Raw genomic sequence first — 19,244 nt, 5'->3', positions numbered from 1 at the left:
TTGTTCTGACAGTGAAAGGCGATGGCTCAGTCGAGCGCCCGCGCCATGCGGCGCAGCACGGCCTCGGTCACCTCGGTACAGCTTGCGGTGCCGCCCAGGTCGCGCGGCACCGCGTCGCCATGGGCCAGCACCTCGCCGACGGCCGTCTCGATGCGGCGAGCTGCGACGGCCAGCCGCTCGTCGCCATGGCGCTCCGAGAGCCAGTGCAGCATCAGCGTGCCCGAGAGGATGGTGGCCAGCGGACTGGCCAGGTTCTGCCCCGCGATGTCGGGTGCCGAGCCGTGGGCACCCTGGAATAGGCCATGGTGCTCGCCCAGCTCGGCGGAGGGCGACAGCCCCATGCCGCCGATGGTGGCGGCCCCCAGATCCGAGATGATGTCGCCGAACATGTTCTCGGCCACGATCACGTCGTAGAAGTCGGGCCGCTTGACCAGGTGGACCGTCATCGCGTCGGCATAGGCGTAATCGATCTCGACGTCCTCATGCTCGCGAGCCACCTCCTCGCACACCGCGCGGAAGAAGGCATAGCTGCGCAGGATGTTGGCCTTGTCGCAGACCGTCACCCGCCGCTTGCCGTCGCGCGGCGCGCCCTGGCGCTTGCGGCTCAGGCCGAAGCTGAAGCGGGCCACGCGCTCCACGCCCTTGCGGGTGACCACGATGGTGTCGGTGGCCACCTCCCCGCGCAGGTTGATGCCGCCGCCGCGGCTGGCGTACAGGCCCTCGGTGTTCTCGCGCACGATCACGTAGTCGATCTGCCCGGCCTGCCAGCCGGCCAGCGGCGACTTCACGCCCTGCCAGAGCCGAACGGGCCGCACGTTGGCATACAGGTCGAGCCGGAAGCGCAGCTGCAGGTGCAGGTCGTTGCCGACCTCGGTGCCGTCGGGATAGGTCACACCGGGCAGCCCTGCAGCGCCATGCAGGATGGCCGCGGAATCGCGGCACAGCGCGAAGGTGTCGTCGGGCAGCACCTGGCCGGTGCGTGCGTAATGAGCCGCGCCACCGTCGCAGCGCACGAAGTCCAGCAGTGCACTGCCGCAGGCTTCCGAAAGAATGCGGGTGGCCGACTGGCACACCTCGGGGCCGATGCCGTCGCCGTCGATGGTGGCGATCCGATAGGGGGACATGGGTTCTCGTTCTCCTTTGAAGTCAGGTCGATTCGCGCTTGGCCAGCACGGCCACCAGTTCGGGCAGCAGCCGCTCACCGCCGGCATGCGCCACGGCCGCCTCCAGCGTCTGCCGCACGCCTTCGGCAATCGTTCCGGCAGCGCCGCTGTCGCGGGCCATGGTGGCGTAGTAGCCCAGGTCCTTGAAGGCGTTGGCCATGCTGAAGCGCAGCCCGCTCGGGTCTTGCGACAACAGAAAGGGGCGCAGCCGCTCCAGCGCCGTGCCGCCACCGCCGCCTTTGGCCAGCACGTCGATGAACACCTCGGCCGCCACACCCGCGCGTTGCGCGCAGGCCGCTGCCTCGGCGATCAGCGCCACCGAGCCCAGCGAGACATAGTTGTGCAGCAGCTTCATGCGGTGGCCGGACCCGACCGGCCCGCAGTGCGTGATGTTCTCGGCGAAGCAGGCCAGCAGCGGGCGGCATTCGTCGAACAGTGCGGTCTCCGCGCCCACCAGCAGGTTGAGCCGGCCTTCCGCAGCCTCCTTGGGCGTGCGGGTCATGGCGGCGTCCATGAAGCGCCCGCCGGCTTCGGCCACCACGCCGGCCAGACGCTCGGTGGACGACGGGATGGCGGTGGAGCAGTCGATGACGATGCCGCCGGGCCGCAGCCCCTGCAGCACGCCGCCATCGCCGAGCAGCACGGCCTCCACCTGCGGTGAACCGGTCACGCACAGCAGCAGCACGTCGACCTCGGCAGCGAGTGCCCGTGCGCTGCCGAAGGTGCGCACACCCGCCGCCTTCAGGGCATCCAGCGGCTGGTTGCCCGCGTGCTCCAGCACGGCCAGCGAATGGCCATGACGCACGATGTTGGTGGCGATGCCGTGGCCCATCAGGCCCACGCCGATCAGGCCGATCTTCCTGTCGCTCATTGGATGTCTCCTTGGTTGTCGATGCGATGTGGAGCCATGCTCAGCGCGGCAGCGGCCGGCCCAAGCCGCCGGCGCACACGTACTTGATCTCGACGTAGTCGTCCACGCCGTACTTGGAGCCTTCGCGGCCCACGCCCGACTCCTTGATGCCGCCGAAGGGCGCCAGCTCGGTGGAGATCAGGCCTTCGTTGAGGCCCACGATGCCCACCTCCAGCGCCTCGGCCACGCGCCAGGCGCGGGCGTAGTCCCGCGTGTAGAAGTAGGCCGCGAGGCCGAAGGGCGTGTCGTTGGCCATGGCCACGGCTTCTTCGTCGGTCTCGAAGCGGATCAGCGGTGCCACCGGGCCGAAGGTCTCTTCCTGCATCAGCCGGGATTTCGGCGACACCTCGGCCAGGATGGTGGGCGTGAAGAAGCGCCCACCGAGCGGGTGCGCCGTGCCGCCCGTCACGATGCTCGCGCCCAGGGCCACGGCATCGTCGATGTGCTCGCGCACCTTGGCCACGGCCGCGTCGTCGATCAGCGGGCCCAGCTGAACGCCGGGCGTCAGGCCGTTGCCGACCACCTGCGCTTCCACCGTCTTGCGCAGCAGGGCGGTGAAGCGCTCGTAGATGCCCGACTGCACGAAGATGCGGTTGGCACACACGCAGGTCTGGCCCGCATTGCGGAACTTGGAGGCCATGACGCCAGCGACCGCGGCGTCCAGGTCGGCGTCGTCGAAGACGATGAAGGGCGCATTGCCGCCCAGCTCCATCGACACCTTCTTGACCGTGCCCGCGCACTGCGCCATCAGGGTCTTGCCGACTTCGGTGGAGCCAGTGAAGGAGAGCTTGCGCACCACCGGGTTGGCCGTCAGCTCGCCGCCCACGGTCGAGGCCGAGCCGGTCACCACGTTGAGCACGCCCGGCGGAATGCCCGCCTCCATGGCCAGTTGCGCCAGGGCCAGCGCCGAATAGGGCGTGGCCGACGCGGGCTTGATGACGATGGTGCAGCCCGCCGCCAGCGCGGCGCCCGCCTTGCGCGTGATCATCGCGTTGGGAAAGTTCCACGGCGTGATGGCCGCCACCACGCCCACCGGCTGCTTGAGCACCACGATGCGCCGGTCCATGCTGGCGGCCGGGATCACGTCGCCGTAGACGCGCTTGGCCTCTTCGGCAAACCATTCGATGAAGCTGGCGCCGTAGGCGATCTCGCCCTTGGCCTCGGCCAGCGGCTTGCCCTGCTCCAGCGTGAGGATCATGGCCAGGTCGTCCTGGTGCGCCATGCACAGGTCGAACCAGCGCCGCATCAGGCGCGAGCGCTCCTTGGCGCTGGTCTCGCGCCAGGCCGGCAGCGCCTGGTTGGCCGCATCGATGGCCGCACGAACGTCGGCGGTGCCGAGTCGCGGGACCGTGCCGAGCACGCTGTCGTCCGCGGGATTGGTGACCGTCAGCGTGGCGCCGTCGGTGGCGTCGACCCAGCGGCCGCCGACGAGGCATTGCTGGCGGAAGAGTTGAGTGTGTTGGAGCTTCATGGGGCGTGCTTGGAATGAAAGGGATCAGCGCAGAAGGTTGTCGGGCGTGCGGCCGGCGCGCAGCGCCTCGATGCCGTCGATGAGCAGCCAGCCCATGGCGTCGCGCGTCTCGTGGGTCGCGCTGCCGATGTGCGGCGAGAGGAAGACGTTGTCGAGCCCGCGGTAGCCGGGATGCACGTGGGGCTCGTTGGCGAACACGTCGAGCCCCGCGCCGCGAATGTGGCCACGGCGCAGCGCATCGATCAGCGCCTCGTCATCGACCAGATCGCCGCGGGAGATGTTGACCACCACCGCGCCCGCCGGCAGACGCGCCAGGCGCTCCGCATCGAGGACGCCCTTGAGCGCCGGCGAACCCGGCGCCGCGATCATGAGGATGTCGATGTCCGGAAGCATGGCTTCCAGCGTCTGGTGGTAGGTGGCACCCGCCTCCAGGTCGGGCACGAGACGCGAGCGGTTGTGATAGTGGATGGTCAGGCCGAAGGCCCGCGCGCGTTCGGCGATGGCGCGGCCGATGCGGCCCATGCCGAAGATGCCCAGGCGCCGCCCGACCAGCCCCATGCCCAGCAGCTGGGTGGGTGCCCAGCCCTGCCAGGCGCCGCTGCGCACCAGCCGGTCGGCCTCGAAGCCGCGGCGGCAAGCATTGAGCAGCAGCATCAGCGCGATCTCGGCGCAGGCATCGCTGAGCACGTCGGGCGTGTGCAGCACCTGCACGCCTTGGGCGCGGGCGGCGACCAGGTCGATGTGGTCGTGGCCCACCGACAGCGTGGCCACCACGGCCAGCGTGAGCGACAACGCGGCCATGACCTCCGCCGTCACCGGCTCGGTGGCCGTCACGAAGAGCAGGTGGCAGCCCTGCGCACGCGCTGAGATCTGTTCGGCAGAAAGAATCGAATCGTCCTCGTTGACGACGAGCTCGAAGCGCTCGGCCAGGGCGGCCTCGACGGCGGGGGTGAAGCGTCGGCAGAGGAAGGCCCGCGGCCGGTCGGGAAGGTTCATGACTGTCTCTCTTTGTCCTGCGATGCGCTGGCCATCGCCGTTTCGCGCACAAGTTGTATTACAAATACGTCACACCACTTCTGTCAAGCACGAAGCGCCGGTGCTATTCTTCGGGCCCCGACCTGCCTGCCCTCATCATGGCCTTCTCGATCCAAGACGATGCGACCTCCCGCGCTGCCGAAGGCACGCTGGCCGACCGGGTGACCGGCCTGATCGCGGCGGACATCCGCGCCCGTGTCTATCCCGTCAACACCCGCCTGCCCACCGAACTGGCCATGACCCAGCAGTACGGTGTGAGCCGCACCGTGATCCGCGAAGCCATCTCGCGCCTCAAGTCCGAGGGGCTGGTGGAAACGCGCCAGGGCAGCGGCACCGTGGTGCGCGACCCCAAGGCCGCGGACGCCTTCCGCCTGGGCCAGGGCAGCGCCAACGACGCCGAGTCGCCCGCGCACGGCGTGCTGCGCATCCTGGAACTGCGCCGCGGCATCGAGGCGGAGATGGCCGCGCTGGCCGCCGAGCGGCGCACCGGCGCCGAGATGACGCAGATCCAGCAGGCGCTGCGCGCCATCGCCCGTGCCGAGAAGGAAGGCCGCGACGGCGTGGAGGAAGACCTGGCCTTCCACATCGCCATCTCGCATGCCGCCCACAACGCCCACTACACCGAACTGCTGGGCATGCTCACACGTGCCCTGCACGACGCGATCCGCCTCACCCGCTCCAACGAGGCGCGGCGCACCGATCTGGCTGCGCAGGTGCAGGCCGAGCACGAGGCCATCTGCGCCGCCATCAAGGCACGCGATGCCGCGGCGGCCCGCACCGCCGCCTTCATGCACATGCACAACACCGCAGGGCGCATCGAGCAGGCGGGCCAGGACTTCTGGACCGGCGACAGCCGGGCCGCCGCACGCCGCGTGGCCCGCGCCAAGCTGGGCACGACATCGCCCACGCCGGTCAAGGCGGGCAAGCCCTCCGCCCCAAGGTAAACACGGGGTTCGCGCGCAAAGTTGTCTGATAGATTCATCACACAACTTTGGCATAAGTTTGGCGAGCGACTCCGCACGGACACCGCCGCCGCCCACCCTGCAGGCACCTTCTCGGTGCTGCAGGCCCCGCACCCGCCAACGGCCTCCGCCATGAGCCCACCTCGCGTCCTGCTGACCGATCCGCTGCATCCCGATGCCTTCGCACGGCTCACCCAATGGGCCGAGGCCGAGCAGATTCCCGACGGCGTGGTGCGTGAGGCCAGCGATGCCTGGCTGCGCGAGGCCATCGGCCGCTTCGACGGCATCGTGGTGCGGCGGCTGCTGCCGGCCGACCTGTTCGACCGCCCTCACCGTCTGCGCTGCGTGATGCGCCAGGGCGTGGGGCTGGACTTCATTCCGGTCGAGCGCGCAACCGCGCGTGGCATTCCCGTGGGCAACACGCCGGCCGTCAATGCCAATGCCGTGGCCGAGTACGTGTTCGCGGCATTGCTGGCCCACGCCCGGCAGCTGGCCGACTTCGACGCCAGCGTGCGCACAGGCGACTGGGCGGCGCGGGCCCAGGCCGGCGCCCGCACCTTCGAACTGCGGGGCCGCACGCTGGGCCTGATCGGCTTCGGCGCCATCGGCCAGCGCATCGCCGCCATCGCGCAGCAGGGCTTCGGCATGGGCGTGGCGGTGTGCACCGGCACGCCTGCCAAGGTGCCTGCAGGCATGGCCGCCTTGCAACTGCCGGCGCTGTTTGCGGCCAGCGACTTCGTGGTCGTCGCCTGCCCACTCACGCCGCAGACACGCGGCATGGTCGATGCCGAAGTGCTGTCGCACGCCAGGCTCGGCGCCGTGCTGGTCAACGTGGGGCGCGGGCCCGTGGTGCGGGAAGAGGACCTGGTGCAGGCCCTCGCCCAGGGTCCGCTCGGCGGCGCCGTGCTCGACGTCTTCGAGACCCAGCCGCTGCCTGCCGACAGCGGCCTGCGCCAGCACCCGCGTGTGCTGCTCACGCCGCACTTGGCCGGCATCACGCAGGAGGCCGAGCGGGCCATGGGCCTCATGGCCGTGGACACGCTGGCCGCCGTGCTGCTGCGCGGCGAGCGGCCGCCCAACATCGTCAACCCCGAGGTCTTCGGCGCCCTGCCTCCGCCCGGCCGCTGAAGACCTTCACCCCACCCTCAAGAACAGGAGACACGCCATGAAGATCACCCGCATCACCGCCATCCCGCTGTCGTACCGGCTGCCCGAGGGCAAGACGGTCACGATGGGCATCGGCAGCACGCTCAAGCGCGACTGCATCATCGTGCGCGTGGAGACCTCGGAAGGCATCACTGGCTATGGCGAGGCGCATCCGGGCCGCAGCCCCGGTGCCATCGTGAGCCTGATCCACAACACGCTGCAGCCGTTGCTGGTGGGCATGAACGCCACCGACGTGGTGGGCGCCTGGCAGCGCGTGCACCGCATGCAGCTGTCCAGCCACGGGCTGGGCGCCGGCACCTGCCTGGCGCTGTCGGGCATCGACATGGCGCTGTGGGACATCCGCGGCAAGGCCGCCAAGATGCCGCTGTACGAGCTGCTCGGCGGCTCGCACCGCCGCATTCCCGCCTACGCGGGCGGCATCGCGCTGGGCTACCAGAGCCCCGAGTCGCTGGCCGAAGAAGCCCAGTCCTATGTGGCGCAGGGCTACAAGGCCGTCAAGCTGCGCATCGGCGACACCGTCAAGAACGACGTCGCGCGCCTGCGCAAGGTGCGCGCGGTGCTCGACGACGACATCGACATCCTCACCGATGCCAACACCGCCTACACCATCGCCGACGTGCGTCGCGTGATGCCCGTACTGGCCGAGATCCAGGCCGGCTGGCTGGAAGAGCCCTTCGCCTGCAACGACTTCGCCTCGTACCGCGAGGCCGCCAAGATCTCGCCGCTGGTGCCCATTGCGGCCGGCGAGAACCACTTCACCCGCTTCGAGTTCGGCCAGATGCTGGACGCGCGCGCCGTGCAGGTCTGGCAACCCGACCTGTCGAAGAGCGGCGGCATCACCGAGGGCGTGCGCATCGCGGCGATGGCCTCGGCCTACCGCATTCCGCTGCATGCGCACAGTTCGGCCACGGGGCTCAACCATGCGGCCACGCTGCACTTTCTGGCGGCCACCGAGAACGCCGGCTACTTCGAGGCCTGCGTGTCGCACTTCAACCCCTTCCGCGACATGTTCGGCAGCACCTTCCAGATCGGCGACGACGGCTGCGTCGAGCCGCCGCGCGGACACGGCATCGGCATCGAGGTGGACGAGTCGATCTTCGACAAGTACCCCATGGTCGATGGCCCGGGCTATGTCGTGAAGTTCTGACCCACCCCGCAGCCGCCACCCCGCCCGCCGGTGCGCAACCGGCAGCACGACAACGACGACGAACAACGGAGACAAGCCATGCAATTCGACAAGCGCCAACTGCTGCGGGCCATGGCCGCAGCCCCCCTGACCCTGGCCGTGGGCCATGCCTGGGCCAACGACGACTACCCGAGCAAGCCCACGCGGATCATCGTGCCCTACACGCCGGGCGGCTTCAACGACACGCTCGCGCGCACGGTGAGCGACCGCCTCAACCGCACGTGGAAGCAGTCGGTGGTGGTGGACAACCGGCCAGGCGGCAACACGGTGCTGGGCAACAACCTGGCGGCCAAGTCGCCGGCCGACGGCTACACCATCCTCATCACGCCCCTGCCCTTCTCGGCCCTGCCCGCGCTGTACGGCAACAAGCTGCCCTACAACGCCACGGCCGACTTCCAGCCGCTGGTGTGGGCCGGCTACACGCAGAACGCGCTGGTCGTACGGCCCGACCTGCAGGGCGTGACCAACGTGCGCGAACTCATCGCCTACGCCAAGAAGAACCCCGGCAAGCTCAACTACGGCTCCACCGGCTCGGGCTCGTCCAACCATCTGTCGATGGAGCTCTTCATGAGCATGACGGGCACCAGGATGACCCACGTGCCCTACAAGGGCAGCGCGCCGGCCGTGATGGCCATGCTGGGCGGCGAGATCGACGTGCTGTTCGACAACGTGCCCAACCTCATGCAGCAGATCAAGGCCGGCAAGCTCAAGCCCATCGGCGTGACCGGCGCCAGCCGTGCCGCGCTGCTGCCCGAGGTGCCCACGGTGCAGGAGGCCGGCGTGCCGGGCTACGAGGTGATCGTGTGGTTCGGCATGCAGATGCCGGCGGGCGTGCCCAAGCCCATCGTCGAGCGCGCCAACCGCGACATCGTGGCCGTGCTGAAGGACCCGGAGGTGGTCAAGCTGTTCCGCGACCAGGGCGTCGAGGTGGTCGCCAGCACGCCCGAGGCCTTCGGCGAGCTGCTGGCCAAGGAGATCCCCAAGTGGACGAAGGTGGTGAACGACGCTGGCGTCAAGCTGGAGTGAGCACACGGGCGGGCGCGCACGAAACGTGCTGGCGGTCAGCCAGCCCGTCGCACAATCCAACGCCATGCCCGCCAGCCTCAGCCCGCTGCCTCCGGCGCCTGCCGGTCAACCCTTCACCCGCGAGAGCCTGTTCGACGGCTCCGTGATGGCCGCCCTGAAGGCCTGCGCACCGCCCGACGTGCGGCTGCGCACCCAGGAAGAGCTGGACGCCTGCCTGGACGCCACCCTGGCGAGCCACGACGCGGCCGACGACCTCTACCTCTTCGGCTACGGCTCGCTGATGTGGAACCCCGCCATCCACCACATCGACGCCGCGCCCGCCCTGGTGCGCGGCTGGGGCCGCCGCTTCTGCCTGTGGCTGTACATGGCCCGCGGCTCCGTCGAACACCCCGGCCTGATGCTGGCCCTGGACCGCGGCGGCGCCTGCCGCGGCATCGCCCTGCGCATCGCCGCCGAGCAGGTGCGCAGCGAGCTGCAGCTGGTGTGGCGGCGGGAGATGCTGTCGGGGGCCTATGCGGCGCGGTGGGTGACGGCGGAATGCCAGGGGGAGCGGCGGCGGATGCTGACCTTTGTGGCGAACCGTGAGCATCCGCGATATGCGGGGCGGATGGAGCCGGGGGAGGTGGCGCGATATATCGCGGATGGGCGGGGGGCGCTGGGGAGCTGCAGGGACTACTTTCAGCACACGGTGGATGCTTTGGCCGGTCTGGGCGTACGTGATCCGGAGATCCAGCGACTCGTGCACGCCTTGAGCACCACTGCGCAAACTTTTACGTTGTCGGGTTAGACGTAGCGACGTGAATGGGGGATCCCAAATGAAGACTTGGACATTTCGGACCTCTTGCTCTTTGCCCATTCGTCTACATTTACGACACCGCATTATCTTAAGCGCAGTCAATGAAGCAACAACATAGTGCTCCGTAGTGCTCCGCCAACAAACAGATATGCTGCCAGCCAAGTCTGACAAACTGAGTCCGAACTCGCGAAACAAAGCCTTAGGTTTTCTTCCCCTCAACGGATACCAGTTCGCAAAGCCCCATATCGAGATCTGCCATGAGAAATTTGTATTTTCCTCGAACGAGCCGCTCTCCGTAGCGCACAACGACGATCATATTGCGGCCTATCTTTCGCGCCTCCCTTCGACCCAATCCCTCGCTCATACTCGCAAGATCGGCCAAAAGCTCTGAAGCAAATGATTTGTGAATATTGCTAGAGAAAAAAGGAAGATCGAAATTCCTGAAATTCTGAAGGTTTGCGATTACGGCCCTTGCCCGAGACAAGAAGGCGGAATCTTTCCCGCGTCTCAATTCACGCTTAGAACTAACAAACTCCCTTAAAAGGGTCAACGAAGCTCGCATCGTGTTTGACAAATCGGCCTCGTCAGCAAGCTGCGTAAAAATCAAATCTCCCGCGACTGCACTAGATTTCACCACCTGGCGATTCGGCCCTCCCAAGAAAACCGAGAGCAATGCGAAAAGGTTATGTGAGCTTGGCACACCTATTTCGCTGCCATCAAACAGTTCTACAAGCTCATCACCATATTTGGCGATCATCGACGGATCAAGGCTTAGCAGTAAGCCAAGCAAGTCTCGCCGTTGAGCAGATGGTGCGTCTTCTGGAGACGCAGACACCATCCCCTCTAAAATTCCACTTGCAAGCCTTAAATTTCCTGAAGTATTCGCCAAACCGGATAGATGCGAGAACACGTCCATGAACTCGCCCTCTTCGACATGCGCTACAAGATGAGCAATCACTTTCGTGAATAGGTCCATCATTTGAGCTTTTTCAAGCTCAAATAGCATCTTATAGACAATCTCCGCGCTACAGACGACCGAAGACTCCATATCAGCAAGCGAAAACTTCTTAACCTCCGCAAGCACCGCAACTGCCTTATTTAAAATAAACTTGCGCTGAATTATGTTCTTGGTGGATTCTAATTGAGCAGCGAATACCTTGAGTTTAACCGCGCCGCTCGATAAACGTTCAGCGTATTCAAGTTCAGCTCTGGCGGCATCATTTTGTTCTCGCGCTTTTGCCAACTCCGCCAAGACGATATGCGCTTCAACGAGCGTCGACGCCGCGCTCTTGAATAAGGTACTCGAGTTCAAAACTCTGTCTTGGGCCGCCACGACGCTTTTGCAAATACCCTCGATAACCGATTTCGGCTTGCTACCCGTTTTCAAAATACAACGAGCAAGATCCACCCGAACTTCATAACCACCCGGTTTATCTACAGAAATCAGCTCTGCTGCCCGTTCAAGAGACGTTTCTGCTTTGCGAAACAAGCCTGCCCTGAACAGTGCTGTCCCTAAGAAAAATTGCTTTTGTATTTCACCGGAGTCGTCAAGCGCGCGGGAAGCTTCTAGGGCTTCTGCCGCCTCCTCATATCTGCCTAATGAAATAAGCGATCGTGCCGTCCACAGATGAATGAACCATAATTTTTCCGAATCGGGAGATGATTCGCGAAGCGCCTCTAATTCGAACAACGAACGTTGATGCTCTCCTGTCATATACAGCTTAGCAATAAGCTCAACTTTTGAGTCAAAACTGTCCGGTAGGGCATTTTGCAAAAACTCTTCGGAGAGCGCTTCCTCGAAGATCTTGTTTTTGAAATTGGGAGCCCTTCCGTTCGCCCCAGAAAGGCTTATGCCCGCAAGGTAAAGCTTTGTCTTGATGCTGTCTGCGACTGTTGATCCACGGTTGTAATGCATGGAGATGAGAGCATCCCTCACCTCTCGACTCTCGATTGCTGCCCGTTTGATCTGATCCACTGGCGGTAGCTCGATATCTCCGAAATAAAGGCGGCCTACAATTTCATCTACGGTTGCAGGCTTAGGCGTAGAATTCGCGAGCTGGACATCTTCCAGAGCGGAACAGATATCCCAAGTCATTCGCGGGTGACCGCTCGTCCAAAAAAAGAGTCGATCGACGACTTCTGTTGAGAACTGCAACCCGGCGCGCCTTAAGAAGGTTTCAACCTCGTCCCGCTCGAAATCTTCCAAAAAAATTTTTGCGCCAATATTGAAAGGAGAGACGTCCTTGTTCTTAATAATGTCGCTGGGCTCCGCGACACCAGACAGCAAATAGGTTATACGCCCAAACTCTTCAAAATTGGCTCTACCCGAGAAATAAACGCTTCGTATAAAGGAGAAAACTTGATCAGAGTAATTTGAGCCAATCAATGCATCGATCTCGTCAAGACAAATCACCAACTTTCCGGGTATGTGCTTTACCAAAAGAGAAAGCTCCAGCTCGTGCTCTTTATGGGCAAGAAGTCGGTTGTTTAACCGCAGGCTGGAGATTTGGGCCGCTAAGGCCTGATTTTCAAATATTGGATGCTCCAAACATACATCCACAATATTACGAAAAAATGATCGAAGATCCGGTATTAAGTTCGATACATCGAGATAAGCGAAGAGATCTTCTGGGCGAGAAAGTGAACGACGGGAATTCAATATAAGATTCGTCTTCCCCATCTGTCTTGCAACTAAAACATACCCGGGACGTCCCATGTCATTCAGAATCGCCGCAACTTGCCGATCCGCTTGACGTTCAACATATAGGGAAGGAGGAATAATTGTAAATGATCTAAGTTGCTTTTGCATATTACTCACCTAACTGCTGCTTGGCGGCGTCAATTAATTTATCCAAACTACGCGACGAGCCATAAATTTTCAAATCTCTTAAAACGGCTTTTGCGAACCGTGGATTTCCTTTAGACTCGCGTACGATATGTTCTCGTCCCTCATTTGAAATCTTTATCTCTGGCAACGCGGCAAAAATTTTATGAACGAGAATACTAATTTCTTCATCATCCCAGCGGTTCACCGAATAATTCGAAAAGAAATCATAGAATTTATGATTGCCCGCGGTCGCTACGGGCTGATTTATAGAGCAAACGATGACCCTGATATTTGCCGTTTTTCGCTTTAGCCCATCTAAAAGTCCAATTATCTGCCTTAGCGCATCTTGTGAGTTTGACTCAATCCCCACCTCATCGACGAACAAAACAAACGGATTATTGGCCGCATATTTAATCAAGAGATCCACAACCTTCGACGTAGTTGGATCGGCGTCGGCAGGACTATTCGAATTGATGGCCAACGTATCCGCTATTTCTTTTATTGCGTTTCCTCCTCCGCCCGAGGTTGAGGTCAACGCCAACTCCAGATGCATTATCTGCCGAACGTCGAGCCAGCGTCGTACTAATGATGTTTTTCCAGTTCCAGATCGTCCTGAAATCCAAGTACTTCCGCCATCAAAAAACTGGAATATTTCTGTCTCGACCCCTCTTTCGATATAGTATCTTGCATTTATTGCAGTGTAAATCTCGAATAGTGGGTCTGCCTTCTTTTTAACTAAATCAGGCGCCTCTCTGGTGATTACACGCGGCGGTCCCGCATGAAGCCTGACGAACTTGCTCAAAAGGCGATGCTGTATTGCGGATACGTTATCTGGTTTTGAGATGCTGGAATGATCAGAGCCAGGAACCTTAAACGAGTCTGGAAAATACAAAGCGGCCGAATCTGGTTCAACAATGCGGCCCATTAGCCAATTGAGTCCTCTATCTTCGAGTAGTTCTTTACCTACTATTGCTAATGCACTTGTATGAATAAGATTTCTAAAACTTTTATCTAAATCAGCCAGCCTGGTATTTGTCGCTGTAAGCTGCAGGATTCGCGCCTGTTCGTGTCTAAAGATCCGGGCAGCGGGAGCAATAAGATTCGCCCATCGCGAGCCGCGAGATGGCGAACCAAGAAGAAAAAGTCCAATCTTTTTGCCCGATAACGCTATTGCATTGTCGACAACAAACCTACGTGCGACGATTCCGCCCAAACTATGGCACACAAAAATAATGGTTGGAAACTCTATTATTCCATCAAGTCCAGCCAGTTCTTTCAAGGCGTCAGCTGCGTCCCCGATCCCATAGTCCCCAGTCGCGATACCTGTTTCAAAGCTGAAGTTGTAGACAGACACATCTGCCAAACTTGGATCTGTAGCAGCCAAAGTAGGCCAGTGAGTACCACTTTTGTGGGTCCAGCATTTTATTGCGTCGGACAGAATCCCATGAATAAATACCAGGCACACTGTTTTTTCGGGTCTGCTTACCCAATGACCTTGCATTTTATGTCTCTTAAAACTGCGTTTCGATGAAGAATATTAGCAGCCGAAAGCATCCCTCTCCATCAACTACTTGGCTATCGGCCTGACCCAGTTTTTCTACATCAGAACTTTTGCCGGTGAGGCTTGCGCGAAAACGTTGAAATCATATTTAAACGAAATTCCACGCAGAGGTAGAAAATCTAATTTATTTTTTCTTTGTGCATGTTGGAGATTCAATAGATCGTTTCCTTAATTCACCGTGATTTATAACATTTTCATTACGTTTGGCAATCTCACACCTCAAAATGCGGCTGAATCTCCCGAATCCGCTTGATCGCCACCCCCGCCGCCGCGGTGCGCGTCTCCACCCCTAGCTTCACATACACCCGCTCCAGGTGCTTCTTGGCGGTGGCCGGGCTGGCACCCAGGATTTCGCCGATGTCCTTGTTGGTCTTGCCCTTGACCACCCAGTACAGCACCTCGGCCTCGCGGGCGGTGAGCTTCAGGGCCAGGCTCATGGCCTCGATCACCGCCGTGTCCGACAGCTCCCGGATGATGATGAGCCAGTCGCCCGCGCCGGGCACCGTCGCGCTGGGGGTGCCGTCGGCGTCGCCGGTCTGGCGGTGCACGCGCAGTTGCAGGCGGCTGGCGGCCTGCTGGCCGATCTCCAGCGGCGGGGGCTCGGCACCGGCCTGCTGGGCCTGGGGCAGGTGGCGCTCCAGCCAGACCACGATGGCGGCAGGCGTGGCGGGCGCCTCGGTGCCGCAGTAGCGCATCAGCAGCTCGCGCGCCAGGGAGGTCTGCCAGATCAGCCGCCCCTCGGGCATGCGCACGGTGATGCTGGCGTAGCCGAAGGCGTCCAGGGCGTTGCGGGCCTGGCCCGCCTGCTGGGCCTGCTGGCGCGCACGGCGGGCGCCCTGCAGGTGCACGTTCATGCGGGCCAGCACTTCCTTGGGCTTGATGGGCTTGGTGACGTAGTCCACGCCGCCCGATTCCAGCGCCGCGACCAGGTGCTCGGTCTCGGTCAGGCCGGTCATGAAGACGATGGGAATCTCGGCCGTGGCGGCGTCGGCCTTGAGGCGGCGCGCCACCTCGAAGCCGTCCATGCCCGGCATCATGGCGTCGAGCAGCACGATGTCCGGATGGGCCTGCGCGGCGCGGGCCAGCGCGGTGGGGCCGTCGGTGGCCACGAGCACGGTGTAGCCCGATTCGTCCAGCGCGTCGTGCAGCACGGCCAGGTTGTCGGGCACGTCGTCGACCACCAGCACGAGGTCGCCGCGGGCGGTGTTCTCGCGCAGGCTGGCGGCCAGGGGCGAGATGGCGGGGACCGGCGCGTGGCCGTCGGCAGGATCGGTGGTGCGGATGCCGCTCATGGTCAGGAGGCTTCCAGTGCTTCGGCCAGGGCGCGGCCCATGTCCTCGAAGCGGAACTGCCGCGCCAGCGCGCGCTGCTGCGCCGTCCAGGCGGCGCATTCGGGCTGGGCGGCGTCGATGTCGTCGAGCTTGGTCATGATCCCGCGAAGGTAGCCGAGCTGGACGGCCTCTTCCAGCGCCCGCAGCCGTTCGGCGCCGGGGGCGACGATGGCGGCGGGCTCGGACGGCTCTTTGGACGCGGCGGCGGCGGGGTCGGCCGTCCAGCGCAGGTCGAGGCGGCGGCCGATCCAGTCGAGCAGCTCGCTGTGGCGCACGGGCTTGACGAAGAAGTCCTCGGGCGTGATGCCGACGTCGTTCTCCAGCCGCTTGTCGAAGGCGTTGGCGGAGACGACGGCGAACACGGTCTCGTGAGCGCCGCCCCGGCTCGCGCCCAGCAGGGCACGCGCGCGGCGGATGGTCTCCCAGCCGTCGATGCCGGGCATGGCCAGGTCCACGAAGACGGCATGCGGGCGATAGCCGGCGGCCAGCAGATCCAGCCCGTCATGGCCGCTGGCGGCGGTGCGCAGCTCGAAGCCCAGGGGCTGCAGCAGGTGCACCAGCAGGTCGCGGTCGGCTTCCTCGTTGTCGATCACCAGCAGCTGGCGGCGTGGGCCTTCGTAGCCGCGCCGCTGCACCGGCGATTCGGCCGCCGGCCCCGCCGCCAGGCTGGTGCTGCCGATGGAGGCGCCGTGGCCCAGCGTGCCGGCCATGGCCTCGTGCATCCGCGGCAGGAAGAGCCGCACGCGAAACAGCGCGCCCTGCCCCGGCGTACTGCTGACCTTCATCTCGCCACCCATCAGGTCGGTGAGCATCTTGGCCATGGTCAGGCCCAGGCCGGCGCCCGGTGCGCTGCCGCGCGAATCGCCGCGGGCGAAGGGCTCGAAGATGCGGGCCAGCTCGTCCTCGTGCAGGCCGGGGCCGGTGTCCTCCACCTCCAGCGTGGCGAACTCGCGGGCATAGGCGGCGCGAAACGTGACCTGGCCCCGGGCCGTGAACTTGATGGCATTGCCCAGCAGGTTGATGAGGATCTGCCGCACGCGGCGCTCGTCCGCGCGCACCACGGCCGGCAGCTGCAGCGCGGGCTCGAAGACGAAGCGCAAGCCCTTGTCCGCGGCCTGCAGCTCGAACATGTCGGCCAGCGACTGCAGCATGTCGCCGAAGGCCATGGGCCGGGCCTGCAGCGTGAGCTTGCCGGCCTCGATGTGGGCCAGGTCGAGCGTGCCTTCGATGAGCGAGAGCAGGTGCTCGCCCCCGCGCTTGATGACGGCCACGGCCTGCTGGCGGTGCGGCGGCACCGACGGGTCCTGGCCCATCAGCTGCGCATAGCCCAAGATGCTGTTGAGCGGCGTGCGCAGCTCGTGGCTGATGGCGCTGATGTAGCGGCTCTTGGCCTGGTTGGCGGCCTCGGCGGTCTGGCGGGCCTCGTCGGCGGCCTGGCGCGAGGCCTGCAGGGCGCGGTCGGTCTGGCGGTGCAGCTCGATCTCGCGCATCAGCAGGCGGGTCTGGCGGTTCGATTCCTCCTGCGCCACCTTGCGGCTCTGGTGCGCCAGCACCAGCCACCAGGCCACGATGCCGGCGATGAGCAGCAGCGCCATGTAGGCCTTGAGGAAGCCGGAGCCCAAGGCCTGCGCGGCCTCGCTGCCGGCGGCCCGGCCGGCGGCCACCGAGGGCGCACCGCCACTGTCGATCCAGTCGCCGATGCCGCGCAGCTCCTGCTGGTAGAGCACGCCGAAGACGGCGGCCAGCAGCGGCACCACGATCAGCATCAGCATCAGGAAGTGACCGAGGCCGGTGTCCAGGTAGGGCCACACGCGCCGCGGCAGCAGCCAGCGCAGCACCGCCGACCACTGCGCCGACAGGCCCGCATGCGGCTTGCACAGGTCGCCGCAGCGGGCGTCGAGGGTGCAGCACAGCGAGCAGATGTCGCCCTGGTAGGCCGGGCAGTGGGCCATGTCGGGGCCCTCGTACTCGCGCTCGCAGATGACGCAGCGGCGGGGGGCGAGGCGCTGGTAGGAGGCTTCGGGGGCGACCCAGTGGATGCGATGGGCCCGCTGCCGCGATGCCGATGGCTGTTGCTCCTTCCCCCTCTGGGGGAAGGTGGGGATGGGGGCCTGGGCGCTTGCCGATGAGCGCTGCGCCTGAACTGGCCCCCACCCCTGCCCTCCCCCAGGGGGGGAGGGAGCAACACGCGGGGCGTCGGAACCAGCAACAGCAGCAGCAGGCACCGCTCCCGGCTGCCGCGCCAGGTAGAAGCGCCCGCCCGTGGCCCAGGCGATCAGCGGCGAGGCGACCAGCGCCGTGCCCAGCGCGATCACGGCCGAGAAGGCCTGCGCCATCGGCCCGAACACGCCCAGGTACGCAGTGATCGACACGCCCGAGGCCAGCACCATGGCGCCCACGCCCACCGGGTTGATGTCCCACAGGTAGGCCCGCTTGAACTCGATGCCCGGCGGCGACAGGCCCAGCGGCTTGTTGATGACCAGGTCGGCCACCACGGCCATCATCCAGGCGATGGCGATGTTGGCGTACAGGCCCAGCACGTCGCCCAGCGCCTCGAAGACGTTCATCTCCATCAGCATGAAGGCGATCAAGGCGTTGAACACCACCCACACCACCCGGCCCGGGTGGCTGTGCGTCACGCGCGAGAAGAAATTGCTCCAGGCCAGCGAGCCGGCATAGGCGTTGGTGACGTTGATCTTGAGCTGCGAGATGACCACGAACAGTGCCGTGGCCGCCACCGCCCAGCCGTACTGCGGAAAGACGTACTCGTAGGCCGCCAGGTACATCTGGTTGGGATCGACCGCCCGCTCGGTGGGCACCATGTGGGTGATGGCCAGGTAGGCCAGCAGGGCGCCGCCCAGCATCTTGGCCACGCCCAGCACCACCCAGCCCGGGCCGCCCGCCACCACCGCCGCCCACCACCGCCCGCGGTTGGCGGCGGTGCGCGCCGGCATGAAGCGCAGGTAGTCGGCCTGCTCCCCCATCTGGGTGATGAGGGCGATGCCGACCGTCAGCGCGGCACCAAATCCGTGCAATCCAAAGCTGGAGGCACCCCCGCGATCACCACCGTAGTGCGTGATGCCCGCAAATGCACCAGGATCGCGCGCCAGCACGAAGGCGAAAGGCACCACGAGCATCAGCAGCCAGATGGCCTGCGTCCAGACCTGCAGCCGGCTGATGGCCGAGACGCCGTGCGTCACCAGCGGAATCACGACCAGCGCGCACACCAGGTAGCCCCAGGCCGGCGGAATGCCCAGCGCCAGCTCCAGCGCATAGGCCATCACGGCGGCTTCGAGCGCGAAGAAGATGAAGGTGAAGCTCGCGTAGATCAGCGAGGTGATGGTCGAGCCGATGTAGCCGAAGCCGGCGCCGCGCGTCAGCAGGTCCATGTCCACGCCGTAGCGGGCCGCATAGGCGCTGATCGGCAGGCCGGCCAGGAAGATGATGAGCCCCGTCGCCACGATGGCCCAGAAGGCATTGGCAAAGCCGAACTGAACCAGCAGCGTCGCGCCCACGGCCTCCAGGATCAGGAAGGAGGCGGCGCCGAAGGCCGTGTTGGCCACCCGCCATTCGGACCACTTGCGAAAGCGCTGCGGCGTGAAGCGCAGGGCGTAGTCCTCCAGCGTCTCGCTGCCGACCCAGCTGTTGTAGTCGCGGCGGACCTTGACGATGCGCTGGGGCGCGTCGTCGGCGTCGGGCGCGGCGGGCAGGGGCGGGGCGTCGGCGTTCACAGGCGGCAGAGTGCAGCTTTCATGCCGAGCAAGGCACGACTGTTGCAACGCGTTGACGCTGCCTATCATGCGGCGCCC

General features: G+C 64.3%; 13 protein-coding genes. 5 read left to right on the top strand and 8 right to left on the bottom strand.

The features are described from left to right. Nucleotides 1-26: 26 nt before the first annotated feature. Genes KBC94_RS05630 through KBC94_RS05615 form a run of 4 tightly spaced genes read right to left on the bottom strand, consistent with a single transcriptional unit; the run spans nucleotide 27 to nucleotide 4,540 of the window. Nucleotides 27-1,124: an isocitrate/isopropylmalate dehydrogenase family protein gene (locus tag KBC94_RS05630; protein ID WP_294367284.1), complete on the bottom strand. Its 1,098-nt coding sequence runs from the start codon at nucleotides 1,122-1,124 to the stop codon at nucleotides 27-29. Between the two features lie 22 nt (nucleotides 1,125-1,146). Beyond that, nucleotides 1,147-2,034, bottom strand: coding sequence for an NAD(P)-dependent oxidoreductase (locus tag KBC94_RS05625; protein ID WP_294367282.1), 888 nt, complete (start codon nucleotides 2,032-2,034; stop codon nucleotides 1,147-1,149). A 40-nt stretch (nucleotides 2,035-2,074) separates the two neighbouring features. Beyond that, nucleotides 2,075-3,544 carry an NAD-dependent succinate-semialdehyde dehydrogenase gene (locus tag KBC94_RS05620; RefSeq protein ID WP_294367280.1) on the bottom strand — a complete coding sequence of 490 codons (1,470 nt, stop codon included), beginning with the start codon at nucleotides 3,542-3,544 and terminating at the stop codon, nucleotides 2,075-2,077. 24 nt (nucleotides 3,545-3,568) lie between these two features. Next, nucleotides 3,569-4,540: a D-glycerate dehydrogenase gene (locus tag KBC94_RS05615; protein WP_294367278.1), complete on the bottom strand. Its 972-nt coding sequence runs from the start codon at nucleotides 4,538-4,540 to the stop codon at nucleotides 3,569-3,571. Between the two features lie 137 nt (nucleotides 4,541-4,677). Between KBC94_RS05615 and KBC94_RS05610 the strand changes: the two genes are divergently transcribed. The 5 genes from KBC94_RS05610 to KBC94_RS05590 all read left to right on the top strand — a co-directional run bounded on the left by KBC94_RS05610 (nucleotide 4,678) and on the right by KBC94_RS05590 (nucleotide 9,707). Next, nucleotides 4,678-5,523: an FCD domain-containing protein gene (locus KBC94_RS05610; protein WP_294367276.1), complete on the top strand. Its 846-nt coding sequence runs from the start codon at nucleotides 4,678-4,680 to the stop codon at nucleotides 5,521-5,523. 150 nt (nucleotides 5,524-5,673) lie between these two features. Next, entirely contained in the window at nucleotides 5,674-6,669 is a 996-nt protein-coding gene (locus KBC94_RS05605; protein ID WP_294367275.1) for an NAD(P)-dependent oxidoreductase, read from the top strand. A 37-nt stretch (nucleotides 6,670-6,706) separates the two neighbouring features. Continuing rightward, nucleotides 6,707-7,855, top strand: a complete 1,149-nt coding sequence (locus KBC94_RS05600; protein ID WP_294367273.1) for a mandelate racemase/muconate lactonizing enzyme family protein — start codon at nucleotides 6,707-6,709, stop codon at nucleotides 7,853-7,855. A 78-nt stretch (nucleotides 7,856-7,933) separates the two neighbouring features. Next, a complete protein-coding gene (locus tag KBC94_RS05595) occupies nucleotides 7,934-8,920 on the top strand; it encodes a tripartite tricarboxylate transporter substrate binding protein (RefSeq protein ID WP_294367271.1) in 987 nt (328 codons plus the stop codon). 64 nt (nucleotides 8,921-8,984) lie between these two features. Further along, entirely contained in the window at nucleotides 8,985-9,707 is a 723-nt protein-coding gene (locus KBC94_RS05590) for a gamma-glutamylcyclotransferase (protein ID WP_294367269.1), read from the top strand. 208 nt (nucleotides 9,708-9,915) lie between these two features. Here KBC94_RS05590 and KBC94_RS05585 read toward each other — a convergent pair whose 3' ends face one another. From KBC94_RS05585 to KBC94_RS05570, 4 genes are all read right to left on the bottom strand, one after another. Continuing rightward, nucleotides 9,916-12,525: an AAA-like domain-containing protein gene (locus KBC94_RS05585; protein WP_294367267.1), complete on the bottom strand. Its 2,610-nt coding sequence runs from the start codon at nucleotides 12,523-12,525 to the stop codon at nucleotides 9,916-9,918. Between the two features lies 1 nt (nucleotide 12,526). Next, entirely contained in the window at nucleotides 12,527-14,044 is a 1,518-nt protein-coding gene (locus KBC94_RS05580; protein ID WP_294367265.1) for an alpha/beta fold hydrolase, read from the bottom strand. Between the two features lie 272 nt (nucleotides 14,045-14,316). Next, nucleotides 14,317-15,396 (bottom strand): response regulator transcription factor, encoded by a 1,080-nt coding sequence (locus tag KBC94_RS05575; protein WP_294367263.1) that lies wholly within the window; start codon nucleotides 15,394-15,396, stop codon nucleotides 14,317-14,319. A 2-nt stretch (nucleotides 15,397-15,398) separates the two neighbouring features. Then, nucleotides 15,399-19,235, bottom strand: coding sequence for an ATP-binding protein (locus tag KBC94_RS05570; RefSeq protein WP_294367261.1), 3,837 nt, complete (start codon nucleotides 19,233-19,235; stop codon nucleotides 15,399-15,401). Between the last annotated feature and the right edge of the window lie 9 nt (nucleotides 19,236-19,244).

This window comes from Pseudacidovorax sp., from assembly GCF_017991995.1.
In the GTDB taxonomy this organism is placed as follows: Bacteria; Pseudomonadota; Gammaproteobacteria; order Burkholderiales; family Burkholderiaceae_C; genus Xenophilus.
This window is presented reverse-complemented; position numbering and strand designations above follow the sequence as displayed.

Excerpts from the sequence above, each read along its gene's own strand:
- KBC94_RS05630 (WP_294367284.1), bottom strand. The coding sequence starts at position 1,124 with ATGTCCCCCTATCGGATCGCCACCATCGACGGCGACGGCATCGGCCCC.
- KBC94_RS05625 (WP_294367282.1), bottom strand. The coding sequence starts at position 2,034 with ATGAGCGACAGGAAGATCGGCCTGATCGGCGTGGGCCTGATGGGCCAC.
- KBC94_RS05620 (WP_294367280.1), bottom strand. The coding sequence starts at position 3,544 with ATGAAGCTCCAACACACTCAACTCTTCCGCCAGCAATGCCTCGTCGGC.
- KBC94_RS05615 (WP_294367278.1), bottom strand. The coding sequence starts at position 4,540 with ATGAACCTTCCCGACCGGCCGCGGGCCTTCCTCTGCCGACGCTTCACC.
- KBC94_RS05610 (WP_294367276.1), top strand. The coding sequence starts at position 4,678 with ATGGCCTTCTCGATCCAAGACGATGCGACCTCCCGCGCTGCCGAAGGC.
- KBC94_RS05605 (WP_294367275.1), top strand. The coding sequence starts at position 5,674 with ATGAGCCCACCTCGCGTCCTGCTGACCGATCCGCTGCATCCCGATGCC.
- KBC94_RS05600 (WP_294367273.1), top strand. The coding sequence starts at position 6,707 with ATGAAGATCACCCGCATCACCGCCATCCCGCTGTCGTACCGGCTGCCC.
- KBC94_RS05595 (WP_294367271.1), top strand. The coding sequence starts at position 7,934 with ATGCAATTCGACAAGCGCCAACTGCTGCGGGCCATGGCCGCAGCCCCC.
- KBC94_RS05590 (WP_294367269.1), top strand. The coding sequence starts at position 8,985 with ATGCCCGCCAGCCTCAGCCCGCTGCCTCCGGCGCCTGCCGGTCAACCC.
- KBC94_RS05585 (WP_294367267.1), bottom strand. The coding sequence starts at position 12,525 with ATGCAAAAGCAACTTAGATCATTTACAATTATTCCTCCTTCCCTATAT.
- KBC94_RS05580 (WP_294367265.1), bottom strand. The coding sequence starts at position 14,044 with ATGCAAGGTCATTGGGTAAGCAGACCCGAAAAAACAGTGTGCCTGGTA.
- KBC94_RS05575 (WP_294367263.1), bottom strand. The coding sequence starts at position 15,396 with ATGAGCGGCATCCGCACCACCGATCCTGCCGACGGCCACGCGCCGGTC.
- KBC94_RS05570 (WP_294367261.1), bottom strand. The coding sequence starts at position 19,235 with ATGATAGGCAGCGTCAACGCGTTGCAACAGTCGTGCCTTGCTCGGCAT.